General features: G+C 41.9%; 14 protein-coding genes. 8 read left to right on the forward strand and 6 right to left on the reverse strand.

The window, feature by feature from the left end:
- The first annotated feature begins 225 nt into the window (after window positions 1–225).
- Window positions 226–5,076, forward strand: a complete 4,851-nt coding sequence (locus tag RMX89_RS06350) for a non-ribosomal peptide synthetase (protein ID WP_322688324.1) — start codon at window positions 226–228, stop codon at window positions 5,074–5,076.
- 397 nt (window positions 5,077–5,473) lie between these two features.
- Here RMX89_RS06350 and RMX89_RS06355 read toward each other — a convergent pair whose 3' ends face one another.
- The gene (locus RMX89_RS06355; protein WP_322678886.1) at window positions 5,474–5,845 is read right to left on the reverse strand and encodes a zinc ribbon domain-containing protein; all 372 of its coding nucleotides are present in this window, start codon (window positions 5,843–5,845) and stop codon (window positions 5,474–5,476) included.
- A gap of 258 nt (window positions 5,846–6,103) precedes the next feature.
- Between RMX89_RS06355 and RMX89_RS06360 the strand changes: the two genes are divergently transcribed.
- A complete protein-coding gene (locus tag RMX89_RS06360; RefSeq protein WP_322688325.1) occupies window positions 6,104–7,468 on the forward strand; it encodes an AAA family ATPase in 1,365 nt (454 codons plus the stop codon).
- Window positions 7,468–8,046 carry a Rho termination factor N-terminal domain-containing protein gene (locus RMX89_RS06365; protein ID WP_322688326.1) on the forward strand — a complete coding sequence of 193 codons (579 nt, stop codon included), beginning with the start codon at window positions 7,468–7,470 and terminating at the stop codon, window positions 8,044–8,046. The genes RMX89_RS06360 and RMX89_RS06365 overlap by 1 nt, the downstream gene beginning before the upstream one ends.
- Window positions 8,047–8,238: 192 nt before the next feature.
- Here the strand turns inward: RMX89_RS06365 and RMX89_RS06370 are convergent, their stop codons facing one another.
- The 3 genes from RMX89_RS06370 to RMX89_RS06380 form a co-directional block, all read right to left on the reverse strand.
- Window positions 8,239–9,186 carry a glycosyltransferase family 2 protein gene (locus RMX89_RS06370; protein ID WP_322688327.1) on the reverse strand — a complete coding sequence of 316 codons (948 nt, stop codon included), beginning with the start codon at window positions 9,184–9,186 and terminating at the stop codon, window positions 8,239–8,241.
- A 66-nt stretch (window positions 9,187–9,252) separates the two neighbouring features.
- A complete protein-coding gene (locus RMX89_RS06375) occupies window positions 9,253–10,281 on the reverse strand; it encodes an Npun_R2821/Npun_R2822 family protein (RefSeq protein ID WP_322688328.1) in 1,029 nt (342 codons plus the stop codon).
- Between the two features lie 300 nt (window positions 10,282–10,581).
- A complete protein-coding gene (locus tag RMX89_RS06380) occupies window positions 10,582–11,031 on the reverse strand; it encodes a hypothetical protein (protein WP_322682686.1) in 450 nt (149 codons plus the stop codon).
- Window positions 11,032–11,512: 481 nt separating this feature from the next.
- Here RMX89_RS06380 and RMX89_RS06385 point away from each other — a divergent pair, with 481 nt between their 5' ends.
- Both RMX89_RS06385 and RMX89_RS06390 read left to right on the forward strand, forming a co-directional pair.
- Window positions 11,513–12,949, forward strand: coding sequence for a DHA2 family efflux MFS transporter permease subunit (locus RMX89_RS06385; RefSeq protein ID WP_322688329.1), 1,437 nt, complete (start codon window positions 11,513–11,515; stop codon window positions 12,947–12,949).
- A 122-nt stretch (window positions 12,950–13,071) separates the two neighbouring features.
- The gene (locus RMX89_RS06390) at window positions 13,072–13,821 is read left to right on the forward strand and encodes an SDR family NAD(P)-dependent oxidoreductase (protein ID WP_322665624.1); all 750 of its coding nucleotides are present in this window, start codon (window positions 13,072–13,074) and stop codon (window positions 13,819–13,821) included.
- Window positions 13,822–13,914: 93 nt separating this feature from the next.
- On the opposite strand, the gene RMX89_RS06395 is transcribed toward RMX89_RS06390, so the two are convergent.
- Together RMX89_RS06395 and RMX89_RS06400 are read right to left on the reverse strand one after the other, a co-directional pair.
- Window positions 13,915–14,907: a sugar-binding transcriptional regulator gene (locus RMX89_RS06395; RefSeq protein WP_322688330.1), complete on the reverse strand. Its 993-nt coding sequence runs from the start codon at window positions 14,905–14,907 to the stop codon at window positions 13,915–13,917.
- A gap of 101 nt (window positions 14,908–15,008) precedes the next feature.
- On the reverse strand, window positions 15,009–15,809 hold the full coding sequence (locus tag RMX89_RS06400; RefSeq protein WP_322688331.1) for an SDR family oxidoreductase: 801 nt from the start codon (window positions 15,807–15,809) through the stop codon (window positions 15,009–15,011).
- 148 nt (window positions 15,810–15,957) lie between these two features.
- Between RMX89_RS06400 and RMX89_RS06405 the strand changes: the two genes are divergently transcribed.
- From RMX89_RS06405 to RMX89_RS06415, 3 genes are all read left to right on the forward strand, one after another.
- Window positions 15,958–17,304: a sugar ABC transporter substrate-binding protein gene (locus tag RMX89_RS06405; RefSeq protein ID WP_322688332.1), complete on the forward strand. Its 1,347-nt coding sequence runs from the start codon at window positions 15,958–15,960 to the stop codon at window positions 17,302–17,304.
- Window positions 17,305–17,408: 104 nt separating this feature from the next.
- Window positions 17,409–18,332, forward strand: a complete 924-nt coding sequence (locus RMX89_RS06410; protein WP_322688333.1) for a sugar ABC transporter permease — start codon at window positions 17,409–17,411, stop codon at window positions 18,330–18,332.
- 79 nt (window positions 18,333–18,411) lie between these two features.
- Window positions 18,412–19,233, forward strand: a complete 822-nt coding sequence (locus RMX89_RS06415; protein ID WP_322645705.1) for a carbohydrate ABC transporter permease — start codon at window positions 18,412–18,414, stop codon at window positions 19,231–19,233.
- Window positions 19,234–19,311 lie beyond the last annotated feature (78 nt).

Consider the following 19,311-nt stretch of genomic DNA (forward strand, 5'->3'; position numbering starts at 1 on the left):
TTACAGCGTTTTTCAGGTAAATGAAGTACACACGTAGGGGCACAGCATTGCTGTGCCCTTAAGATCGTCTGTACCTCACACCTGTTGCAATCTGCTGTAATTCTTACGAAATGCCCACTCTGCTTTCATTACTCTAAACTCATACCAAGTAGAAACTTTTCATTGTGACTAGCCAATTTAAGTATTTGAGAATAAAGTAGTAGTATCAAAAATTACTATTTTATCGTGAAAAATTCTACTGAAAGTTCTCAACAAGACCTCAGTCTACCCAAGATAGAAGTAGACCAGCTGCTTCTGGAATGGCAAGAAAATCCAGCAGTTTACGTAAATGATATATGCATTCATCAGTTGTTTGAATATCAAGTAGAAAAAACACCTCAGCAAATTGCGGTCATTTTTGAAGACAAACAAGTTTCTTATCAAGAACTTAACCAGCGAGCTAATCAACTAGCGCACTATCTACAGACCTTGAATGTCAAACCAGAGGTTTTAGTTGGCATTTGCCTGGAGCGATCGCTAGAAATGATTGTTGGACTATTAGCCATTCTCAAAGCAGGCGGAGCTTATGTCCCCTTAGATCCAGCCTATCCCTCAGAGCGCCTAGCTTTAATGCTAGAAGACTCACAGTTATCGATACTGCTGACACAACAAAATTTACTTTCAAAGCTTCCAGAGCATCAGGCCCATATAGTTTGTCTAGATAGCGATAAAGAGGTAATTATTCAACAAAGTCAGGAGAATTTAACCTGTCTAGCGACAGATAAAAACCTGTCTTATGTCATTTACACCTCCGGTTCCACTGGTAAACCGAAAGGGGTAGCTATTGAACATCACAGCACAGTCGCTCTGTTGCATTGGGCAAGAGAAGTTTTTACAACCGAGGATCTAGCTGGAGTGCTGGCCGCAACATCTATTTGTTTCGATCTCTCAGTTTTTGAAATATTTGTTCCCCTCAGTTGTGGTGGTAAGGTGATTTTGGCAGAGAATGCCTTGTATTTACCTAACTTACTTGCCGCTCAAGAAGTCACTCTCATCAATACAGTGCCATCTGCGATCGCAGAATTACTAAGAATTCAAGGTATACCCACTTCTGTTCGCATTGTTAACTTAGCAGGTGAACCTCTGCAAAATCGTTTGGTGCAGCAGATATATACGTTGGACAATATTCAAAAAGTCTTTAATCTATACGGCCCTACAGAAGATACGACCTATTCCACATTTGCCTTAGTTAACAAAGGTGATAGCAGTGTGACTATCGGTCGTCCGATAACCAACACATACTGTCTTCTGTTGGACGAACAAATGCAGATAGTCCCCACAGGTGTTTCTGGAGAACTATATATTGGCGGCGAGGGACTAGCCAGAGGCTATCTCAACCGTTCAGAACTGACAGATCAACGATTCATTCCCAACCCTTTTGAGGAGGCAGGAGGCAGGCGGTCACTGAGCGTAGCCGAAGTGAGGCAGAAGGCAGGAGGGAGTAAATTATATAAAACTGGGGATTTAGTTCGCTACTTACCAGATGGCAACATTGAGTATATTGGGCGCATTGACCAACAAGTAAAGATTCGCGGCTTCCGTATTGAGCTAGGAGAAATTGAAACTGCACTGTGGCAACATCCTGATGTGCAAGAAGTTGTAGTGATTGCTAAAGAATTTTCCCCTGGCGACCAACGCCTAGTAGCTTACGTAGTTCCCAAGCCCGAATCATCAGACACGAATATTGGTAATCTACGCCGTTTTCTCAAACAGAAATTGCCCGACTACATGATCCCTTCTCGCTTTGTGCAATTGAGTGCTTTACCCTTAACAGCTAACGGAAAAGTCGATCGTAAGGCGCTCCCAGCACCCATTCAAACTTTGAATGCGAATGAGAAGTTTGTTGCTCCTCGCACTCCTATTGAGGAACGAGTAGCAGAAATTTGGTCTACTGTATTAGGTCTAAAAAACATTGGCGTTCATGACAATTTCTTAGCGTTGGGAGGACATTCCTTACTAGCCTTTCAGATCCTCTGCCGTATCCGCGATATCTTTCAAGTTGAGTTACCAATGCGGCATTTCTTTGAAGCGCCCACCATCTCTAAAATAGCTGAAAGCATTAGACAAGCACAACAGGAAGACATAGGATGTTCTGTGCCAATACAATCCATTGGGCGCGATGGCGATTTACCGCTTTCCTTTGGGCAACAACGGTTGTGGTTTCTTGACCAGTTAGTACCCAATCATGCTTTTTACAATGTTCCCGAAGCCATTCGGCTCAGAGGTGTACTCAACGCCACAATATTAGAACAGAGTTTGAATGAAATTATCAACCGTCATGAAGTCCTCCGAACTACATATTCCAGTTTGAACGGACAACCCATACAGGTCATCCACTCAACTTTTCCCATCAAACTCTTAGTTGTGAATCTCCAAGGGCTGTCTCCAGACGATCGAGAATCTCAAGTCCACCAGATCGTACTTAAAGAAGCCCAACGTCCTTTCGATTTAGCTCAAGGGCCATTGCTGCGAACAACATTGCTGCAATTGAGTTCAGAGGAACATATATTACTCCTCAACCTGCACCATATTCTTTGTGATGATTGGTCTTTAAGTGTTTTGTTCGAGGAACTGTCAGTCCTCTATCAAGCTTTCTCCACTGGCAACCCTTCGCCCCTTCCTGATTTAGCTATTCAGTATGCTGATTTTGCAGCTTGGCAACGCCAGTGGCTACAAGGTGAAATTTTAGATAATAAGCTTGCTTATTGGCAGCAACATTTGAGCGGCAGTCTACCTATATTAGAATTGCCCACCGATTATCCACGACCATTAGAGCCAACATATCAGGGGGCGCGTCAATCGGTCGTTATCCCCAAATCCCTAACAGATGCCCTCAATGTTCTCTCGCGCCAAGAGGGTACTACCTTGTTTATGACCTTGTTGGCAGCATTCCAGACACTCCTATTTCGCTACACAGGGCAAGAAGACATTTTAGTAGGCGCTCCGATAAGCGATCGCCACCGTTCTGAATTAGAAGGACTAATTGGGTTTTTGCTAAATACTTTGGTATTGCGAACCAACTTGTCTGACTCCCCAAGTTTCCGACAGTTGTTAGGTCGAGTCCGAGAAGTAGCTCTATCGGGTTATACTCACCAAGACCTACCGTTTGAGAAGCTAGTTGATGCTCTACAGATCGAGCGGGACTTCAACCAAAATCCACTGATTTCAGTGATGTTTAATCTTCAGAATACCCCAACGCCTAAGCTGACTGTTCCCGGATTGACAATGAACCGTCTGGAAATTGATAACGGGACATCCAAGTTCGATCTATACCTCGAACTGCGCGAGACAGCAGCAGGGATATCTGGCAACTTGGAATATAATACTGACCTATTTAAAGCTGAGATGATCGCTCTGATGGTAGAAAATTTTTCTACTCTATTACAGAGTATTGTCTCTAACCCAGACCAGACAATTTCCAACTTACCCCTGTTAACATTCTCTAGCGATCGGCAAACTAAGCGGATATCCAACGGCAATATAGATATTCGCAGTCTACCAGAGCCGGAAATGGATAGAAGCGATTTGGAAGCAGCATTTGTTGCACCTCGTACTCCGATTGAGTCACAAATGGCTGAAATTTGGAGCAGAGTTCTAGCGATCGCAGAAGTTGGGATTCACGATAATTTCTTTGAGCTTGGTGGTAATTCCCTGCTAGCATCTCAGTTGATTTTTTATGTAAAAGAAACCTTTCAAGTAGATTTACCCCTAAAAAGCTTGTTTGAGAAATCCACTATAGAAGCGCTGGCTCAGGTAATAGAGACAGTGCGTCGAGATGGCGTTTCTACTTTAACCAGTGCGATCGATCTCAAATCTGAGGTAGTACTCGATCCTGCGATCGATGCTCAAGGAAGGACTGTTGCTCAGATCGATGAATTGCGTCATGTTTTTCTCACAGGAGCTACAGGCTTTTTGGGGGCTTTTTTACTTGATGAACTATTACATCAAACTCAAGCAAAAATATACTGCCTGGTACGCTCCCAAAACGAGCATGAAGGGTTGAAAAAGATTCAACAAAACCTAGCAAAATATTCCCTTCATCATCCAAAATTTAGCTCTCATGTGATTGCGATTCCGGGAGACTTAGAACAGCCATACTTGGGTCTTCCTATTGAACAGTTTGAAAAACTGGGTTTGCAAATTGATACTATTTATCACAGTGCAGCTCAAGTCAATTTTGCTAAACCATACTCTGTAATTAAGGCATCCAATGTTCTCGGAACTCAAGAAGTTCTCAGATTAGCTTGTATGGGCAAAATTAAACCAATGCATTACATTTCTACCATTGCTGTTTTTGGTGCAATTAGCCATTTTACAGGACAAAAAGTAGTTTACGAAGATGACAACATCGAGTCTTGTAAAGACTATGTTGCTCTGGATCTTGGCTATGCTCAAACCAAATGGGTAGCTGAAAATCTTGTATGGGTTGCCAAGTCTAGGGGAATACCTGTTAGCGTCTTCAGAACAGGATTTCTCATGGGACATAGCGGTACAGGTATTGCTCATACAAAAGATTCTTTTGTGCCTAGAGTTATTAAAGGATGCATACAGCTTGGTAGTTATCCAGAACTCATAGATCAAAAAGAAGAATTGCTTCCTGTGGATTACGCCAGCAGAGCAATTGTCCATTTATCCAAAAAGCAAGAATCTCTAGGAAAAGCTTTCCATATAGTACCCCCACCAGACGAAAATATTGGACTTATCAAGCTTTTTGAGTTTATTTGTTCTTATGGTTATCAACTAAAGAAGTTACCATATACTCAGTGGAAAGATGAGCTAATTGCAAATTTCAGGCACTCTCAGGAAAATGTTTTACATCCGCTTTTACCGATGATGTCTGAAAAAGTCTATCAAGATTCTTTGACAATCATGGAGTTGTATCAAAATACAGTTGATTATGACTATCAAAATACTCTCAATGGATTGGCAGATTCTGCAATTGTTTGTCCGCCAATGGATATTAAACTCTTTAAGAAATACTTCTCATATTTCGTTAGTAGTGGTTTCTTAAATTCACCACCTTTAAGACAGAAGTAAATGTTCGCGCTATAATTTTCAGCTTAACATCTCCTTCAACTTTCTTCAGTAATTCTGGAGTGCATAGTATGATTTACCTACTATTGAAGAAGACGATGTTTGGCTGGCAGACCAGAATTTTTGTACACTCAAGTTTTTATTTTGTATTGCTGCTGAAAAACGCTACTTTATTATCCAAGAGCATCAAAGTATGCCAAGGTATGCAACTGATGATTTCTGGTTAGCGGGTCAAAGCGATAGTGATACTGTATTTGGTGCCGATGGTGGTCAACTGTTAAAGGCACATCGTGTAAAAGGGGAGCATCTTACTTTTGTAAAAGTGAGATGCTCCCCTCTTTAGTTCTGTATTAGACTCAACACAGAAGCGTTGTATTCTTAACTCCCCAGAGAACCCAAATCAAGACCTTAATATCACGAACAACAAACAGACCAATAATAAACCCAAAAGTAACAGCAAAGCCTGATTGCGTTTTACCCAACTTTTCACAGTTACTGCAAAACTGTTAGTGTAACGCTGCTGTTCCAACTCTAACTTTGTCTCTTCAATATTTTGGTAGAGGGTACAGTCTTTGGCGTAGGGACGTTTAGGAAAATTGCAAGTATCATCAGCGTGATAGGTGCAAGTGTCGCACAGATACCCATCCCCAGCGGCGCGGTGCAATGGAATACCGGGATGACCGTAAGCTTTGAGTGTAGTCCGGCAATAGGGACAACTAATAGCTTGACTATCAACAAGTTGGTGGCAGTGGGGACAAGATACAGTAGCCAAAACCTTTAGCGCAAATAGGTAAACACTTTGATTCTAGCCATTTACAGGGATAATGGGGAAATACATACGTAGTCTGTTAATTTTGAATATGGCTAGCTGTCAAAATTGGTTACTTTATCAGCAGAAGTACTAATTTTATGATGATGTTTTAGATTTTATAAGTGATTTCTATCACTCAACATAATTAAGGCTATGCCATAATCTAGCAAATCTCAGGTTTTGTCCTAAGTCCAATAATTATTTAGAGGTAGAAAAATATTGCCTTTTAATCCTGAGCTATGCCGTAACGAAAGCGAAGTTGAAAGCAAACTCATAGTGCAATATTTGCTACCGCAGCTAGGTTATACTCCTGACACCTGGCATCAAGAGGTTGCCATTGGTAGCATCCGCTTAGATTTTTTAGCATTTGCCGCACAAGTGATTCCCTTTGTCTTAGATGCCAACTCACCGCTAAGTGTTGTCATGGAGGCAAAGCATCCCAAACAAAACTTAAATAATCATGTCCCCCGACTCAGACATTATTTAACCAGCTTGAATGTTAAATATGGATTGCTGACTAACGGCAAAGAGATTAGAATTTATCAAAAATTACAGACTGATATTCAATTAGTATTTCAATGTTCTGGGAAAGAAGTTGAAATTAAGTTAGATAAAATTAAAGATTTAATTAGTAGAGAGAGCCTGAAAGAAGGACAGTTAATAGATAAACCTGAAGTTCAAATAAATAAACATAATTTAAATCTTGAAACAAAGAGGCAACATTCAATGAAAACGATCGCAATCTACCACAATAAAGGTGGTGTAGGAAAAACAACTGTTACCGTTAATTTGGCAGCTGCCTTAAGAAAGAAGGGAAAGAGGGTATTAATAATTGATTTAGATAGCCAAGCTAATACTACATTGGCAACAGGATTAATTAGATTTGATGATGAAGAACTAGATGATTTAAAAGATTGTAATATTAGTCATATTTTGCTATCAGAAGACTCTTTTCCTATAAAAGAGGTTGCTAAAAAATCGCTATTTAGTCAACCAGAAATTGATGTTGTTCCTTCTCACATTAATTTAATGAAGTATGAATCAGAACTTAGTCAACAGCCTGATAGTAAAATGATGTTGATTGGAAAATTAAATGTGATAAAACATGATTATGATATTGTTATACTTGATACACCTCCTGCTATTGATCTGTTTTCTGAAATTGCCTTAATAACAGCTGACTATTTACTTATTCCTTCTGATTTAAAGCCTTTTGCCAACCAAGGGCTACTAAATGTAAAGGAGTTTATTAAGCGAACAGATAAGTTTAGAAAATATATTAGTAAATCACCTATTGAAATACTTGGTGTTCTTCCTTGTAAAATTTCAACCAATGCTAGATTTATTCAATCTACTTTACCAAAACGTATAGAACAGATTACAAAACGCTATGGCTTGAATGTGATGGATAGTGTCATATATGAAAGAGAGGATCTAGCAAAATGCGGCGAACAAGTTAAAATTATAGGCAATATGGAAATACCTGATCCCAGGTCTGTGCTTGATTTTAAACCAAATTCTACTTCTGCTCAAGAAATGGAATTATTAGCAATAGAAGTTTTACAAAAAATAGGAATACCTTAATGAAACTATCTAATTCATTTATAGCTGTAAAAAAAATCTCTTCTCCTGTTCTGCGCTCACAATTCTCAGAAGATAAATTGACGCAGACAGCAGAGTTAATTTTGAAAGTTGAAGGAATTATCAATCCATTAATTCTTCGTATAATTAATGCACAGTCATACGAGGTTGTTGATGGACACTTTGAATACTACGCTGCTGCTAGAGCAAAAGAGATAGATCCTCAAAAGGGTGAGTATATTGGAGCATTCGTTATTGATCCAGATAATGAAGAAGTTCTCCAAAAACAAATTGAATTAATGAGGAAAAGAGAATTTGGTGACAACGAAGTAAAAGAAAAGTTAGAAAGTCTTACTGCTCAGATTACTGAATTAGCTGAATCGGTAAAAAAAATTGAAAATATTTTGAGTACACAAAAGCCGAAACTTGGCAATCAGAAAAAAACTCAGAAAGAAAAATCTGAAAAGTCTGAGTATGACGCTATGACAGTTCCACAGCTTAAAGAGATGGCCAAGCAACAGAAAGTAATCGGTTATTCAAAAATGAATAAGAGTGAACTCATTGCAGCAATAGCTAAATAATTTAAAATCTTAGAATTATTCTTCAGCAGCTTTTGGAAGACTAACTCTTTAGCGATCGCACTGTATCAATAGCCTTAACTTTTGGTACATTCTTTGTGATTACTCAACTAAGATCCAACTCAACTTACCAACCTAGCCCAACTATCCCACAAAATAGGTAGATTTGCCAACCTCTGCACAATATGTCAATCTCTAACTCTGCATTTGTCGCAGTGCATTAAACGCCTTACCTCGCAACCCAACTGGTAACAACGATAAACCTAAACCAGCCCAAGCTTTACCAGTCGAAAAAGACTGTCCCGCTAAAACTAGCTCTCTGCCTTTTTGCGTTTCACCCTTTTCAATTAAACGCAAACCTAATAATAATTGCGTTTCAGTTAAACGATTTTTCCTAACTTTCTCTAATTTTTCAGACTCAAACTTATAATTTTCTAAATACTGAATTTTATCAAATAAATAAGGAATAGCTCGATTAATACCTTGCTGTTCTGCATGGTAGCGATATTCCATCAATAATTCTGGTAAGTAATAGCCCTTTTTTCCAGCCAAAGCCAGACGTACAAATAAATCATTATCCTCACAATTTTGCAGATTTGGCTGCATATATCCTAATTCTTGCAAGGTTTTACGGCGAAATAATGTCGCCCCAACTTGAAAACTTTGCTGAATAAATACGACTTCTAACAAATTATTTACAACACCTGCGGGTAAATTCTTTCTACCCCAGCGATGAGAATTTTCTTGAGTTTTTGCCTCATCGCGCACATTGTTAATATCAATTATCCAATGGTCTGTACCAACAAAATCAATACTAGAGTCTTGAGCAAGAATAGCTGATGTACTTGCGAGAAAATCGGGTGTTAGTCGGTCGTCATCATCAAATTTAATAAAATATTCACCACTGGCAGCATCAAAGCCAGAGCGCATATTATTACTTTTACCAATATTTTGCTGATGACGGATATATTTTATCCGATTATCTGTGTATTGTGACATCAATTCGGGTGTGCGATCGCTAGAACCGTCATCACAAATAATTAGCTCAAAGTCTTGCTCAGACTGATTGAGTACACTGTCAATTGCGAAAGGCAGTAAATTAACTCGATTAAACGTGGGAATGGAAACACTAACTTTAGGCATTTTTGCAAGATGATAGTGGACATTGCTCACTAAACTAAACGCTTAATGAGCAAGGCTGGGCAAAAGCTAGGTGTAGGAAATAGTTTGATTAATTTTATTCCAAACTTTTTTGATAAATCGATTGCTTCTAGCCGCTATGGTAGGTGGCTTTAATCGCTTCGGTTTTTGCTCTGGTTGCTTCAGAAAACGATAGTGCAAAAATTCATTTTTGTAGCGAATATCAACATCTTCACCTTTACACAAGCGAGTAAATCCAATAGCAGAATAGCCCATATAGTGAAGGCGATGAATTGGTTTTAATCCCTGTTGGTTGTAAAGAACATTATCAATGTTCACAAATGGATTTGCATTAGCACAGTTCCCAGTTCTATCTTCACCATTGGGACTGAGTGTAAAGTTAAATAGTGGTCGAGCAATTCTAAAAGTCATGTAACTAAATAAATCTGCGTCACACCACCAAGCGATTTCGTTAATCAATTCTACTTCTTTATCTTCTATCAATCGCTTTTTGAGTATTTTTAATTCTTCAGCGCCTAAAATACCCTTTTTTGAACCAAAAAAACTAGAACAGTGGATTTCTCGTCTGATTTCAGATTCAGGCAAAGACATTTTTTGTTCTAACTTCGGCAAGTCGAAAGCTGCAACTGAAGTTTGTTTTGTGTGTTCCCAGTCATCAAACACAAAGTCGTATTGGTCTAGTTTTTCTAAAACCTTATCCAACTTATTCATTGCCAAACTATCAGCATCATAAAATACAAATCTTTCAAACTCACCATCAAAAGCACACATTTTTCGGATTAAATTATTTTTTTTATTCCATTCGATAGAAGGTTTATTTTTTCGACCATTTCTTGGATAAGCGTTCCAAACTTGAACGGCAAAATCCTCCCATTTTTTGATCGAGCTTTTATTGTCAAACAAGGTGACATTTGGTCGAGAATCTATCTCCTGTTTAACTCGTTTTAAGCGGTCATCATAGGGAATAATACAAATAGGAATATCTGGACTAACATTTACCTCAATGCTGTTTAGCAAAGCTACTAGTTGGTCAAATACCACGTCATTAGCCAGTGTATAAATCCCAAAATTATCCATTGTAATAAATTCTTTTGATTTTTGATTTACTGAGTAAAGCCAATTCTCTGTGAAGCTGCACATCATTTAGACCCCTTCCAACCTTCCCAAACTCGCGGGAAGCGCCGCAGGTAGTGGGGTTATTTCTACACATCTTTATACAGAATTGGTATAACGCGAATAATACGATCGCTATTTTTTGACCGATTATTCTCAAATAATAATATACACATTTTCAACTTGATGCTGAAATAAGCAGGAAGTTATTTTAGTAACTAATAATACTAAATATTACTCAACTACTTAGAAGTGCTTAAAACTCTAGCTGTTAAACAATTGCCTCCTAGAGAATAATCTCAGTAACCCAGCGGTTCCCACACCCCAAGCACCATTAACTAATAAACCTGTGACTATTCCCACAAGTTTCCAGCCGCCTGCGATGGGTTGACCCTTGAGTGGTGCAACTACAAACCAAGCCACTAGCGTCGGAGCAATTGCACCAAAGACTAAAGCTCCTAACCAATAGTTTTTATCGTGTCGAAAACGAGGTGCAATTACTACCAAAATCAGTCCCCAAATCCCTCCCCAGAAAGCATTTGACCAAATTTGCGGGATTCCTAATGGTTGTGTTGGTGCAGTTGAATAAGGGGCGCGAGGTGTAAAATTTACTGCATGTAGCAGCGCTAATACACCTTGATGAAATAGCAAAACAGACACAAAGCCTGCAATAAATCCTAATGCAAATCGAGATAAGGCAGCTTTTTGAGTCATTGCTTATACAAAAAGGTACTTATTTGCAGTTGCAGATGTGACTTTAATGATTGACATTTCCCATTCCCTTTTCTCCATTTTCTTTAGAGCTTGCTTCTGAGAGTTGTCTATGATAGTTTGCTAATTAGTCTAAATACAGTAAGTCTATCGAATTACCGTACTTTATTGAACACTATCGTTGATATAGCCGAAGGAGTGCAGAGTTAAGAGTACTTAAGTACTTTACCAAATATATGACAAGTGGAAAAGCCAATCTTGCCGATTGGGAAGTAGATACTTGATATAAACCTGAATTTTTCAACCTATCGAGAGCATTTCCGATCGACCAAGTGTCTGCTGCGATCGCACTCAAAAAAATCGCCAACGTCAAGGATGGAAAGTAAACTTAGTTTCCTGAACTTAGTAGCGAGGATAGCACCCTACAATGAATATACGTATGCAAACTATTCACAACCGTAAAGTCAAAGGTGGAGGCTAAACGTTGGCACAATTCCAAGCAGAACCTCTGGCTTTATCAAGCTCTCAAAAAAATTGGGTCTTACTCGGTGTCGGACTTGGGGTATTCATGTCTACCCTGGATGTGGGGATCATTAATGTTGCTTTGCCCACATTAGTGCAAGCCTTTGGCACTAGTTTTCCTACCACCCAATGGGCTGTATTGAGTTACCAGTTGGTCAGTTCTGGTTTAGTTTTGGGAGCAACCCGCTTGGGGGATATGTGGGGTAAGAAGTCCCTATACCAAGGGGGACTAGTTCTGTTCACTTTCAGTTCGCTGTTGTGTGGTTTTGCACCTAGTATCGAGTGGTTGATTGGCTTTCGGGCGCTTCAAGGATTAGGTGCTGTGTTCATTTCTGGGCTTGGTTTAGCAATTATCACAGAAGTTTTTCCCTCTTCCGAGCGAGGTCGGGCTGTTGGCATCATCGGTAGTGTAGTGTCACTGGGAATTGCTTTTGGCCCCTCTGCTGGCGGATTGCTCTTAAGCTGGTCAGGCTGGCATAGTATATTCTTCATCAATGTACCCTTGGGGATTATCGCTAGTTTCTTAATAGCTCGTGTAGTGCCACCTTCTGCACGCATTGAGGGCAAACAGAAATTTGACTTTTTGGGAGCCATATTGGCTTTATTGACTCTGGGTAGTTTTGGTTTAGGTATGACGCTAGGACAGAGCCAGGGCTTTGGTAGTACTAATGCATTGGTATTATTAGCGATCGCTACCGTAAGTTTCATTACATTTTTGGTAGTTGAAGCGATTCTAAAGCAGCCACTACTAGAGCTAAAGCTGTTTCGCAATCTTCAGTTGAGTATGGGTTTGCTAAGTGGCTGGTTAGCATTCATTGTTATTGGCGGTTCGCTACTGATCGTCCCTTTCTTTCTAGAGAGCGTCAAGCATTATCCGACAGTAAAAGTAGGGCTGTTACTAGCCGTATCGCCTGTGCTGAGTGGGTTAATTGCTCCACTGGCTGGAATACTTTCAGACCGCTTTGGCGCTCGACTAATCAGTTCAATTGGGCTGGGGTTGATGATTGGCGGCTGTTTGGGGATTAGCACCTTTGATGCTCGAATTACTGAACTAGGCTATGTATCGCGCTATTTTATTTACGGCATTGGATTGGGTTTATTTCAATCGCCCAACAACAGCACTGTTATGGGATCGGTACCGAGAGAGCGGCTAGGGATTGCTTCTGGGCTGTTATCTTTGTCACGTACCTCAGGAAACACCGTAGGAGTTTCTCTAATTGGGGCAGTATTTGGAGCCTTAATCGCTAGTATGTCTGCGGGTGCAGATGTCTCTGTTGCCCCTCCTGATGCGATCGTTGCAGGGTTCCAAGGAACCTTTCGCTTCGCAGCCATAATACTCTGTGGGGCAGCAGTTGCATCCGTTTTGAGGATCGGTAAGAGGTGGGAGGCAGGGGGGTAGGGAGATGAGGGAGACAAGGGGACAAGGGAGACAAGGAGATAAATAAAACTCCTAACTCTTAACTCAGCACTCAGCACTGTTTTGCTCAATGCCCAATTATCAATCACTAAGGAGTTAGATAAATGACAGGTAAATTAGAAGGAAAAGTAGCAATTATCACTGGGGCTTCAGCAGGAATTGGAGAAGCAACTGCGATCGCTTTGGCTTCAGTTGGAGCAACAGTAGTACTCGCTGCTAGGCGTGGCGATCGCATTCAAGCATTAGCAGAACGCATCGAAGCTAATGGTGGCAAGGCATTACCTATTGTCACTGATGTGACTGATGAAACTCAGGTAAATAACTTGGTGGCAAAGGCCAATGCAGAATTGGGAAGGGTTGATATCCTTGTGAATAATGCCGGGATTGCCTTACTGGGCACAATTGAAGCGGGAAATAGCTCAGATTGGCGGCGATCGTTTGACCTCAACGTATTAGGACTGCTATATGCTACTCATGCCGTTTTGCCTTTGTTGAAGGCGCAAAAATCAGGGCATATAGTCAATATCTCCTCAGTGGCTGGCCGGACAGCACGGGCGGGTGTTGGTGTTTACAATGCTACCAAATGGGGTGTTAATGCTCTGTCTGAAGCATTGCGCCAAGAAGTCCACAAAGACAACATCCGCGTCACCATTATTGAACCTGGGTTGGTGGATACGGAAATTGACAGCCAAATTACCGATCCCGTTGCCAAACAACGGATTGAAGAACGGCGCAAGTCAATTCAACCTCTGCAAAGCGAAGACGTTGCTGCTGCGATCGTTTACGCCCTTACGCAACCGCCGCGCGTTAATGTCAACGAAATCCTCATCCGACCAACGGGACAAGAACATTAAAGCTAAAGGGCAGGCTTAACAGTCATGCCCTTTTTTAGATAATTTAGACACAAAAAGGCTTTTCACCCAGTCCCCAGTCCCTTGCTATATTTACTAAATTTTAGAAAGAATCATTTGGGCGGCAGCTTCATCGGTAATCAATCCTGTAATTAACTTGCCATGCAGAGCAGCCAAAATCGCCTCTGCCTTTTTCACACCACCCGCCACTCCAATAATCAGTCGATGAGCGGGTTGTTCGAGCGCTACACTGGCAACCCGGTTGTTTGTCCCTTGTTGCAGCAATACTCCGCGATCGCTGTAAGCCCAACCTGCAATTTCTCCGACTGCTCCTAGTTCAATCAATTCAGCCACCTCATCGTCATTGATGAAGCCATCTTGATGTAAAGGAGCATTCCAGGCAATGTGACTAATTCCGACAAACGTTGCTTTGGCTTGCTCAGCAAGAGTTTTGACGGCGAGAAACGATCGCTGAGTCTGCAAGAGTTCTCGTTCTTCAATGCTAGTCGCCACAACCGGAGTCGGCACTGGGTAAGCTTGAGAACCGACGCGATCGGATAAATGCATAACCACTTCGTGACGACCTGCACGCCCAGAATGAGACATATTCCCAATAATTGAAACAATCTTATGTTGGGGTTGGTTCATTGAGGGTATTTGCTCCACCATTGTTCGCAATGTGCGACCCGATGACAACGCTAGTATGGTCGGCGTTTTAGCCATCAGGTAAGCCTCTAGGTGGGTGGCAGCACATACACCAATTCCGTATAATGTATCACCACTACCTGCGTCAGTTGGTACTACTTCACAAAGTGACAGATCAAAGCGATCGCGTAACGACTCAGCCAAAGCAATGCATTCACTCAAGGGATGATCGAGTCGAAATTTAATCAATTTTTCACTGACTGCCAGTGCCACTAAGCGTTGTGCAGCTTGCCGGGACACATTGAGCTTGGCGGCAATTTCTTCTTGCGTATTGCCGGCGATGTAATAGAGCCAAGCAGCATGTGCAGCCAGGTCTAATTTGCGCGCCCTATGAGGCAAGCCAGCTTTGCTGGCATCGCGCTGCTCTAAAAAAGGTTGTCCCATATACTACCTGCAAAAACTATGTATCTGTCAAAGGTATGATTGCATTTTTTAGAGTATATGCCCAAAGATACAATATTTGCTCAATTGTTTTTAAATTTCTATTATCCCCCAGTAACCTCCAAGTTAAAGCCAGTAATGTAGCTTGCCTCTTCGCTCATCAAAAACGCTACCCCATTCGCTACCTCTTCCAGGCTTCCTAAACGCCGCATTGGTACTGAATTAATCATCTGTTGCTCAACTACTTTGGGATCGGCATCAAAGTACTGCGATCCTACTGCTGCTTGTAATTCGGTTTGCCGCGTCCACATAAAACCAGGGCCAATCAACGCAGGCGAGAGCGCATTCACCCGAATGCCGTAGGGAGCTAAATCTTTCGCTGCCGTCTGAGTAATTCCAATGACAGCAAACTTAGAAGCGGCATAAGCCAACATATTTGGTGGCCCGACCACCCCTGCATAACTCGCCATGTTGACGATCGCACCTCCACCTGCATCACGTAGTTGCTGTGCAGCAGCCTTGAGAATATGAAAAACGCCGACAACATTAATGTTAATCACCTTTTGAAAGTCGTCTTCAGGATATTCGTCAGTCTTGGCAAACACTCCTTGATAACCCGCATTATTAAACACATAGTCGATCCGCCCAAACTGCTTTACAGCATTAGTAAAAGCTTTGACAACATCATCACTAGCTGTAACATCACAGCGAAACGTGCCAACTGGAACGTTGTAACCTTTTAGTTCCCCGGCCACATCTGCCATCTTCGGTTCATTCAAATCTAGCAGGGCTATTCCTGCCCCATTAGCAGCAAAACGGTGTGCAGTTGCCTTGCCAATATCTCCTGCACCGCCAGTAATTAGGATCGTCTTACCTGCAAACTGATAAGTTGCTTTTGCCGTCATAGATTCAACCTCTTATTGAAGAATTGTTGCAAATGACCGTGATGGAAATCAGATTGGTATGATTTCTATTATTGAGCTTTTGCCCCAATTTAGAGCATAAAATCAAAAATTTATTTTGTTCGGTTTTTTACTTTAAAGGAGTTATGCGATGCGTATTCGCCGCTTCGCTAAAGTGCTGGCTGCATTTCTCACTGGAGTAATGCTGGTGCATCTGCTATATGCTTGCTCACCGCGATCCCAAGCCGCAGAGAAAACTAAACTAACGATCGCCACTGTTAATAACGGCGACATGGTGGTGATGCAAGGGCTTTCTCGCAAATTTGAGGAAGCTAATCCTGATATTCAACTCCGGTGGGTTGTGCTGGAAGAAAATGTGTTACGCCAACGCACAACTACAGATGTTGCAAGCCAAGGTGGGCAGTTTGATGTGATGACGATCGGTTCTTATGAAACACCAATCTGGGCTAGGCGGGATTGGTTAAGACCCTTGGATCTAGGCGCAAACTATGACGTAAATGACTTGCTTAAACCCATACGAGAAGGACTTTCCAATAACGGCAAACTCTATGCCGTGCCATTCTATGGGGAAAGTTCCATGCTGTACTACCGAAAAGACTTGTTTGAAAAAGCTGGAATTGCAGTTCCTCAACAGCCAACTTATCCCCAAATGAGAGAATGGGCAAGCAAAATCCACGACCCAGCGCATGGAGTTTATGGAGTTTGCCTGCGCGGAAAACCCGGTTGGGGTGAAAACGTCGCATTTGTTTCCACATTGGTTAATACCTATGGTGGACAGTGGTTTGATATGAAATGGCAACCAACGATCGATACTCCAGCTTGGAAAGAGGCGATCGCTTTTTATGTCGATCTGCTTAATAAATATGGGCCGCCAGGAGCTAGTTCTAATGGATTTAACGAGAATCTGGCGTTATTCTCAACGGGTAAATGTGGTATGTGGGTAGATGCAACCGTTGCTGCGGGTTTATTATCCAATCCCAAAGAATCCCAAGTTTATAACAAAGTTGGCTTTGCCCGTGCGCCAATTGAAAAATATCCCAACGGTTCAAACTGGCTTTGGGCCTGGGCGCTAGCGGTTCCAAAAACCTCAAAATCACCGGAAGCCGCGCAAAAGTTCGTTGCTTGGGCAACATCAAAGGAATACATTCAACTAGTTGCTAAGGAAAATGGCTGGATTGCTGTACCACCAGGGACTCGGACTTCCACTTATGAAAATCCCAACTATCGAAAAGCTGCCCCCTTTGCTGAAATAGTACTGGCAGCAATTCAATCTGCTGATATTACCCGTCCATCTGCACAACCAACTCCTTATAAGGGAGTTCAATATGTGGATATTCCAGAGTTTCAGGCGATCGGTTCTTCTGTCGGGCAAACCCTGGCAGCAGCGTTAACCAATCGGACTTCGGTAGACCAAGCCTTGCAGCGATCGCAGAAATCGACTGAACGTTTCATGAAACACACGGGTTATATCGAATGAAATGGGGCATTGGGCATTGGGCATGGGTAAAAAGAGCCGATGCTCAACTACAAAACATTCAAAATCTAAAATCCAAAATCTAAAATCTAAAATTTCTTTGGGTTATGTCTTCTTCATTAGCGGTAAAACCTCAACACGAAACGCCACCACCCACGAAGCAACGGACTACGCGGCAAGTGTCAACCTTACCTCTGGTTGCGCCTTCGGTCGTTGTCCTACTGCTGTGGATGATTGTGCCTCTGGTGATGACTATATGGTTTTCTTTTCAGCGTTATAACTTGCTGAATCCAGATGCACGTAAATTCATCGGGATTGAAAATTTCACTTTCATCCTCAGTGACTCAGCTTTATGGACATCGATCGCCATCACAATAGTTTTGGTTATTTCTGTTTTAGCAATCACAATTGGTCTGGGGACACTACTAGCAGTATTATTTGACCAAGACTTTTATGGTCGTGGAGTGGCGCGGGTACTAGCAATCTCCCCATTTTTTGTTATGCCCACAGTTAGCGCCCTGATCTGGAAAAATATGCTGATGCATCCAGTGAATGGGTTATTTGCTCAAATTACTAGAGGTTTGGGTTTGGGGGCGATCGATTGGTTTGCCAGCGTTCCCTTGCTTGCCATCATTATTATTGTGTCCTGGGAATGGCTGCCTTTTGCCCTACTGATTTTGTTGACTGCAATTCAGTCACTCGATCGCGACCAGTTAGAAGCTGCGCGAATGGATGGTGCAAATGCGATCGCTCTATTTCGTTTCGTCATGCTACCCCATCTAAGTCGCGCCATTTCCGTGGTTGCCATGATTGAGACAATTTTCTTCTTGACCATCTTTGCCGAAATCTTTGTTACCACAGGCGGCGGGCCGGGACTTGCAACCACTAATCTGGCTTATTACATCTTCTTAAAAGCCTTGTTGGAATTCGATGTGGGCGGTGCTTCAGCCGGTGGATTAATTGCCGTAATCCTTGCCAACATCGTGGCAATCTTTTTAATGCGTAGTGTTGCTCGTAATTTGGATACTTAATGCCAAGTTTCCCAAATAAGGCTACCGAAGCTAACTTTTCTAATTACGAATTACGAATTACAAATTACGAATTAGCATTATGGCACGTAAAACCTCGAAGATTTGGCTATGGACATTACTCGGCTGGCTTGCTGCCTGCATATTGTTTTTTCCAATTTTCTGGATGTTTCTCACCAGTTTCAAAACTGAAGTCGCGGCAGTATCAACTCCCCCTCAGTTGTTTTTCCGCCCGACATTGGAGAATTATATTGCCATCCAAGACCGGGCAAATTATTTTAATTATGCATTTAATAGCGTAGCCATTTCCCTTGGCTCGACTATAGTCGCACTGCTGCTTGCCGTACCTGCCGCCTACGCAATGGCATTTTTCCCAACCAAACGCACCAAGGGCACTTTACTCTGGATGCTGTCCACCAAAATGCTGCCACCTGTTGGTGTGCTAGTACCAATCTACATTTTGTGTCGCAACGCCGGATTGCTGGATACTCACATCGGTTTGATTATTATTTATACCCTGATTAATTTGCCAATCGTCGTTTGGATGATTTACAGCTTCTTCAAAGAAGTTCCCAAAGAAATTCTCGAAGCCGATCGCATGGATGGAGCAACCACACAGCAAGAACTTGTGCATGTGTTGTTGCCATTAGCAGTACCCGGAATTGCATCCACTGCCTTGCTTTCGATTATTTTGTCATGGAACGAAGCATTTTGGAGCTTGAACTTGACAACGGCAGATGCCGCCCCACTTACAGCCTTTATTGCTTCTTTTTCCAGCCCTCAAGGATTATTTTGGGCAAAACTTTCGGCAGCATCAACATTGGCGATCGCACCAATCCTCATCTTTGGTTGGCTGAGTCAACGGCAATTAGTCCGGGGTCTGACTTTTGGTGCTGTGAAGTAGAAGGCAGTGGTTCGGCTTCGCTCACCAACCAAGCAGGTGGTCACTGAGCGTAGTCGAAGTGAGCGTAGTCGAAGTGAG

The organism is Nostoc sp. DedSLP04, from assembly GCF_034530775.1.
Taxonomy (GTDB): Bacteria; Cyanobacteriota; Cyanobacteriia; order Cyanobacteriales; family Nostocaceae; genus Nostoc.

Bases quoted from the DNA above. Each gene is read 5' to 3' on its own strand.
- RMX89_RS06370 (WP_322688327.1), bottom strand. From the start codon at position 9,186: ATGCCTAAAGTTAGTGTTTCCATTCCCACGTTTAATCGAGTTAATTTA.
- RMX89_RS06395 (WP_322688330.1), bottom strand. From the start codon at position 14,907: ATGGGACAACCTTTTTTAGAGCAGCGCGATGCCAGCAAAGCTGGCTTG.
- RMX89_RS06400 (WP_322688331.1), bottom strand. From the start codon at position 15,809: ATGACGGCAAAAGCAACTTATCAGTTTGCAGGTAAGACGATCCTAATT.
- RMX89_RS06380 (WP_322682686.1), bottom strand. From the start codon at position 11,031: ATGACTCAAAAAGCTGCCTTATCTCGATTTGCATTAGGATTTATTGCA.
- RMX89_RS06415 (WP_322645705.1), top strand. From the start codon at position 18,412: ATGGCACGTAAAACCTCGAAGATTTGGCTATGGACATTACTCGGCTGG.
- RMX89_RS06375 (WP_322688328.1), bottom strand. From the start codon at position 10,281: ATGGATAATTTTGGGATTTATACACTGGCTAATGACGTGGTATTTGAC.
- RMX89_RS06405 (WP_322688332.1), top strand. From the start codon at position 15,958: ATGCGTATTCGCCGCTTCGCTAAAGTGCTGGCTGCATTTCTCACTGGA.
- RMX89_RS06410 (WP_322688333.1), top strand. From the start codon at position 17,409: ATGTCTTCTTCATTAGCGGTAAAACCTCAACACGAAACGCCACCACCC.
- RMX89_RS06365 (WP_322688326.1), top strand. From the start codon at position 7,468: ATGAAACTATCTAATTCATTTATAGCTGTAAAAAAAATCTCTTCTCCT.
- RMX89_RS06390 (WP_322665624.1), top strand. From the start codon at position 13,072: ATGACAGGTAAATTAGAAGGAAAAGTAGCAATTATCACTGGGGCTTCA.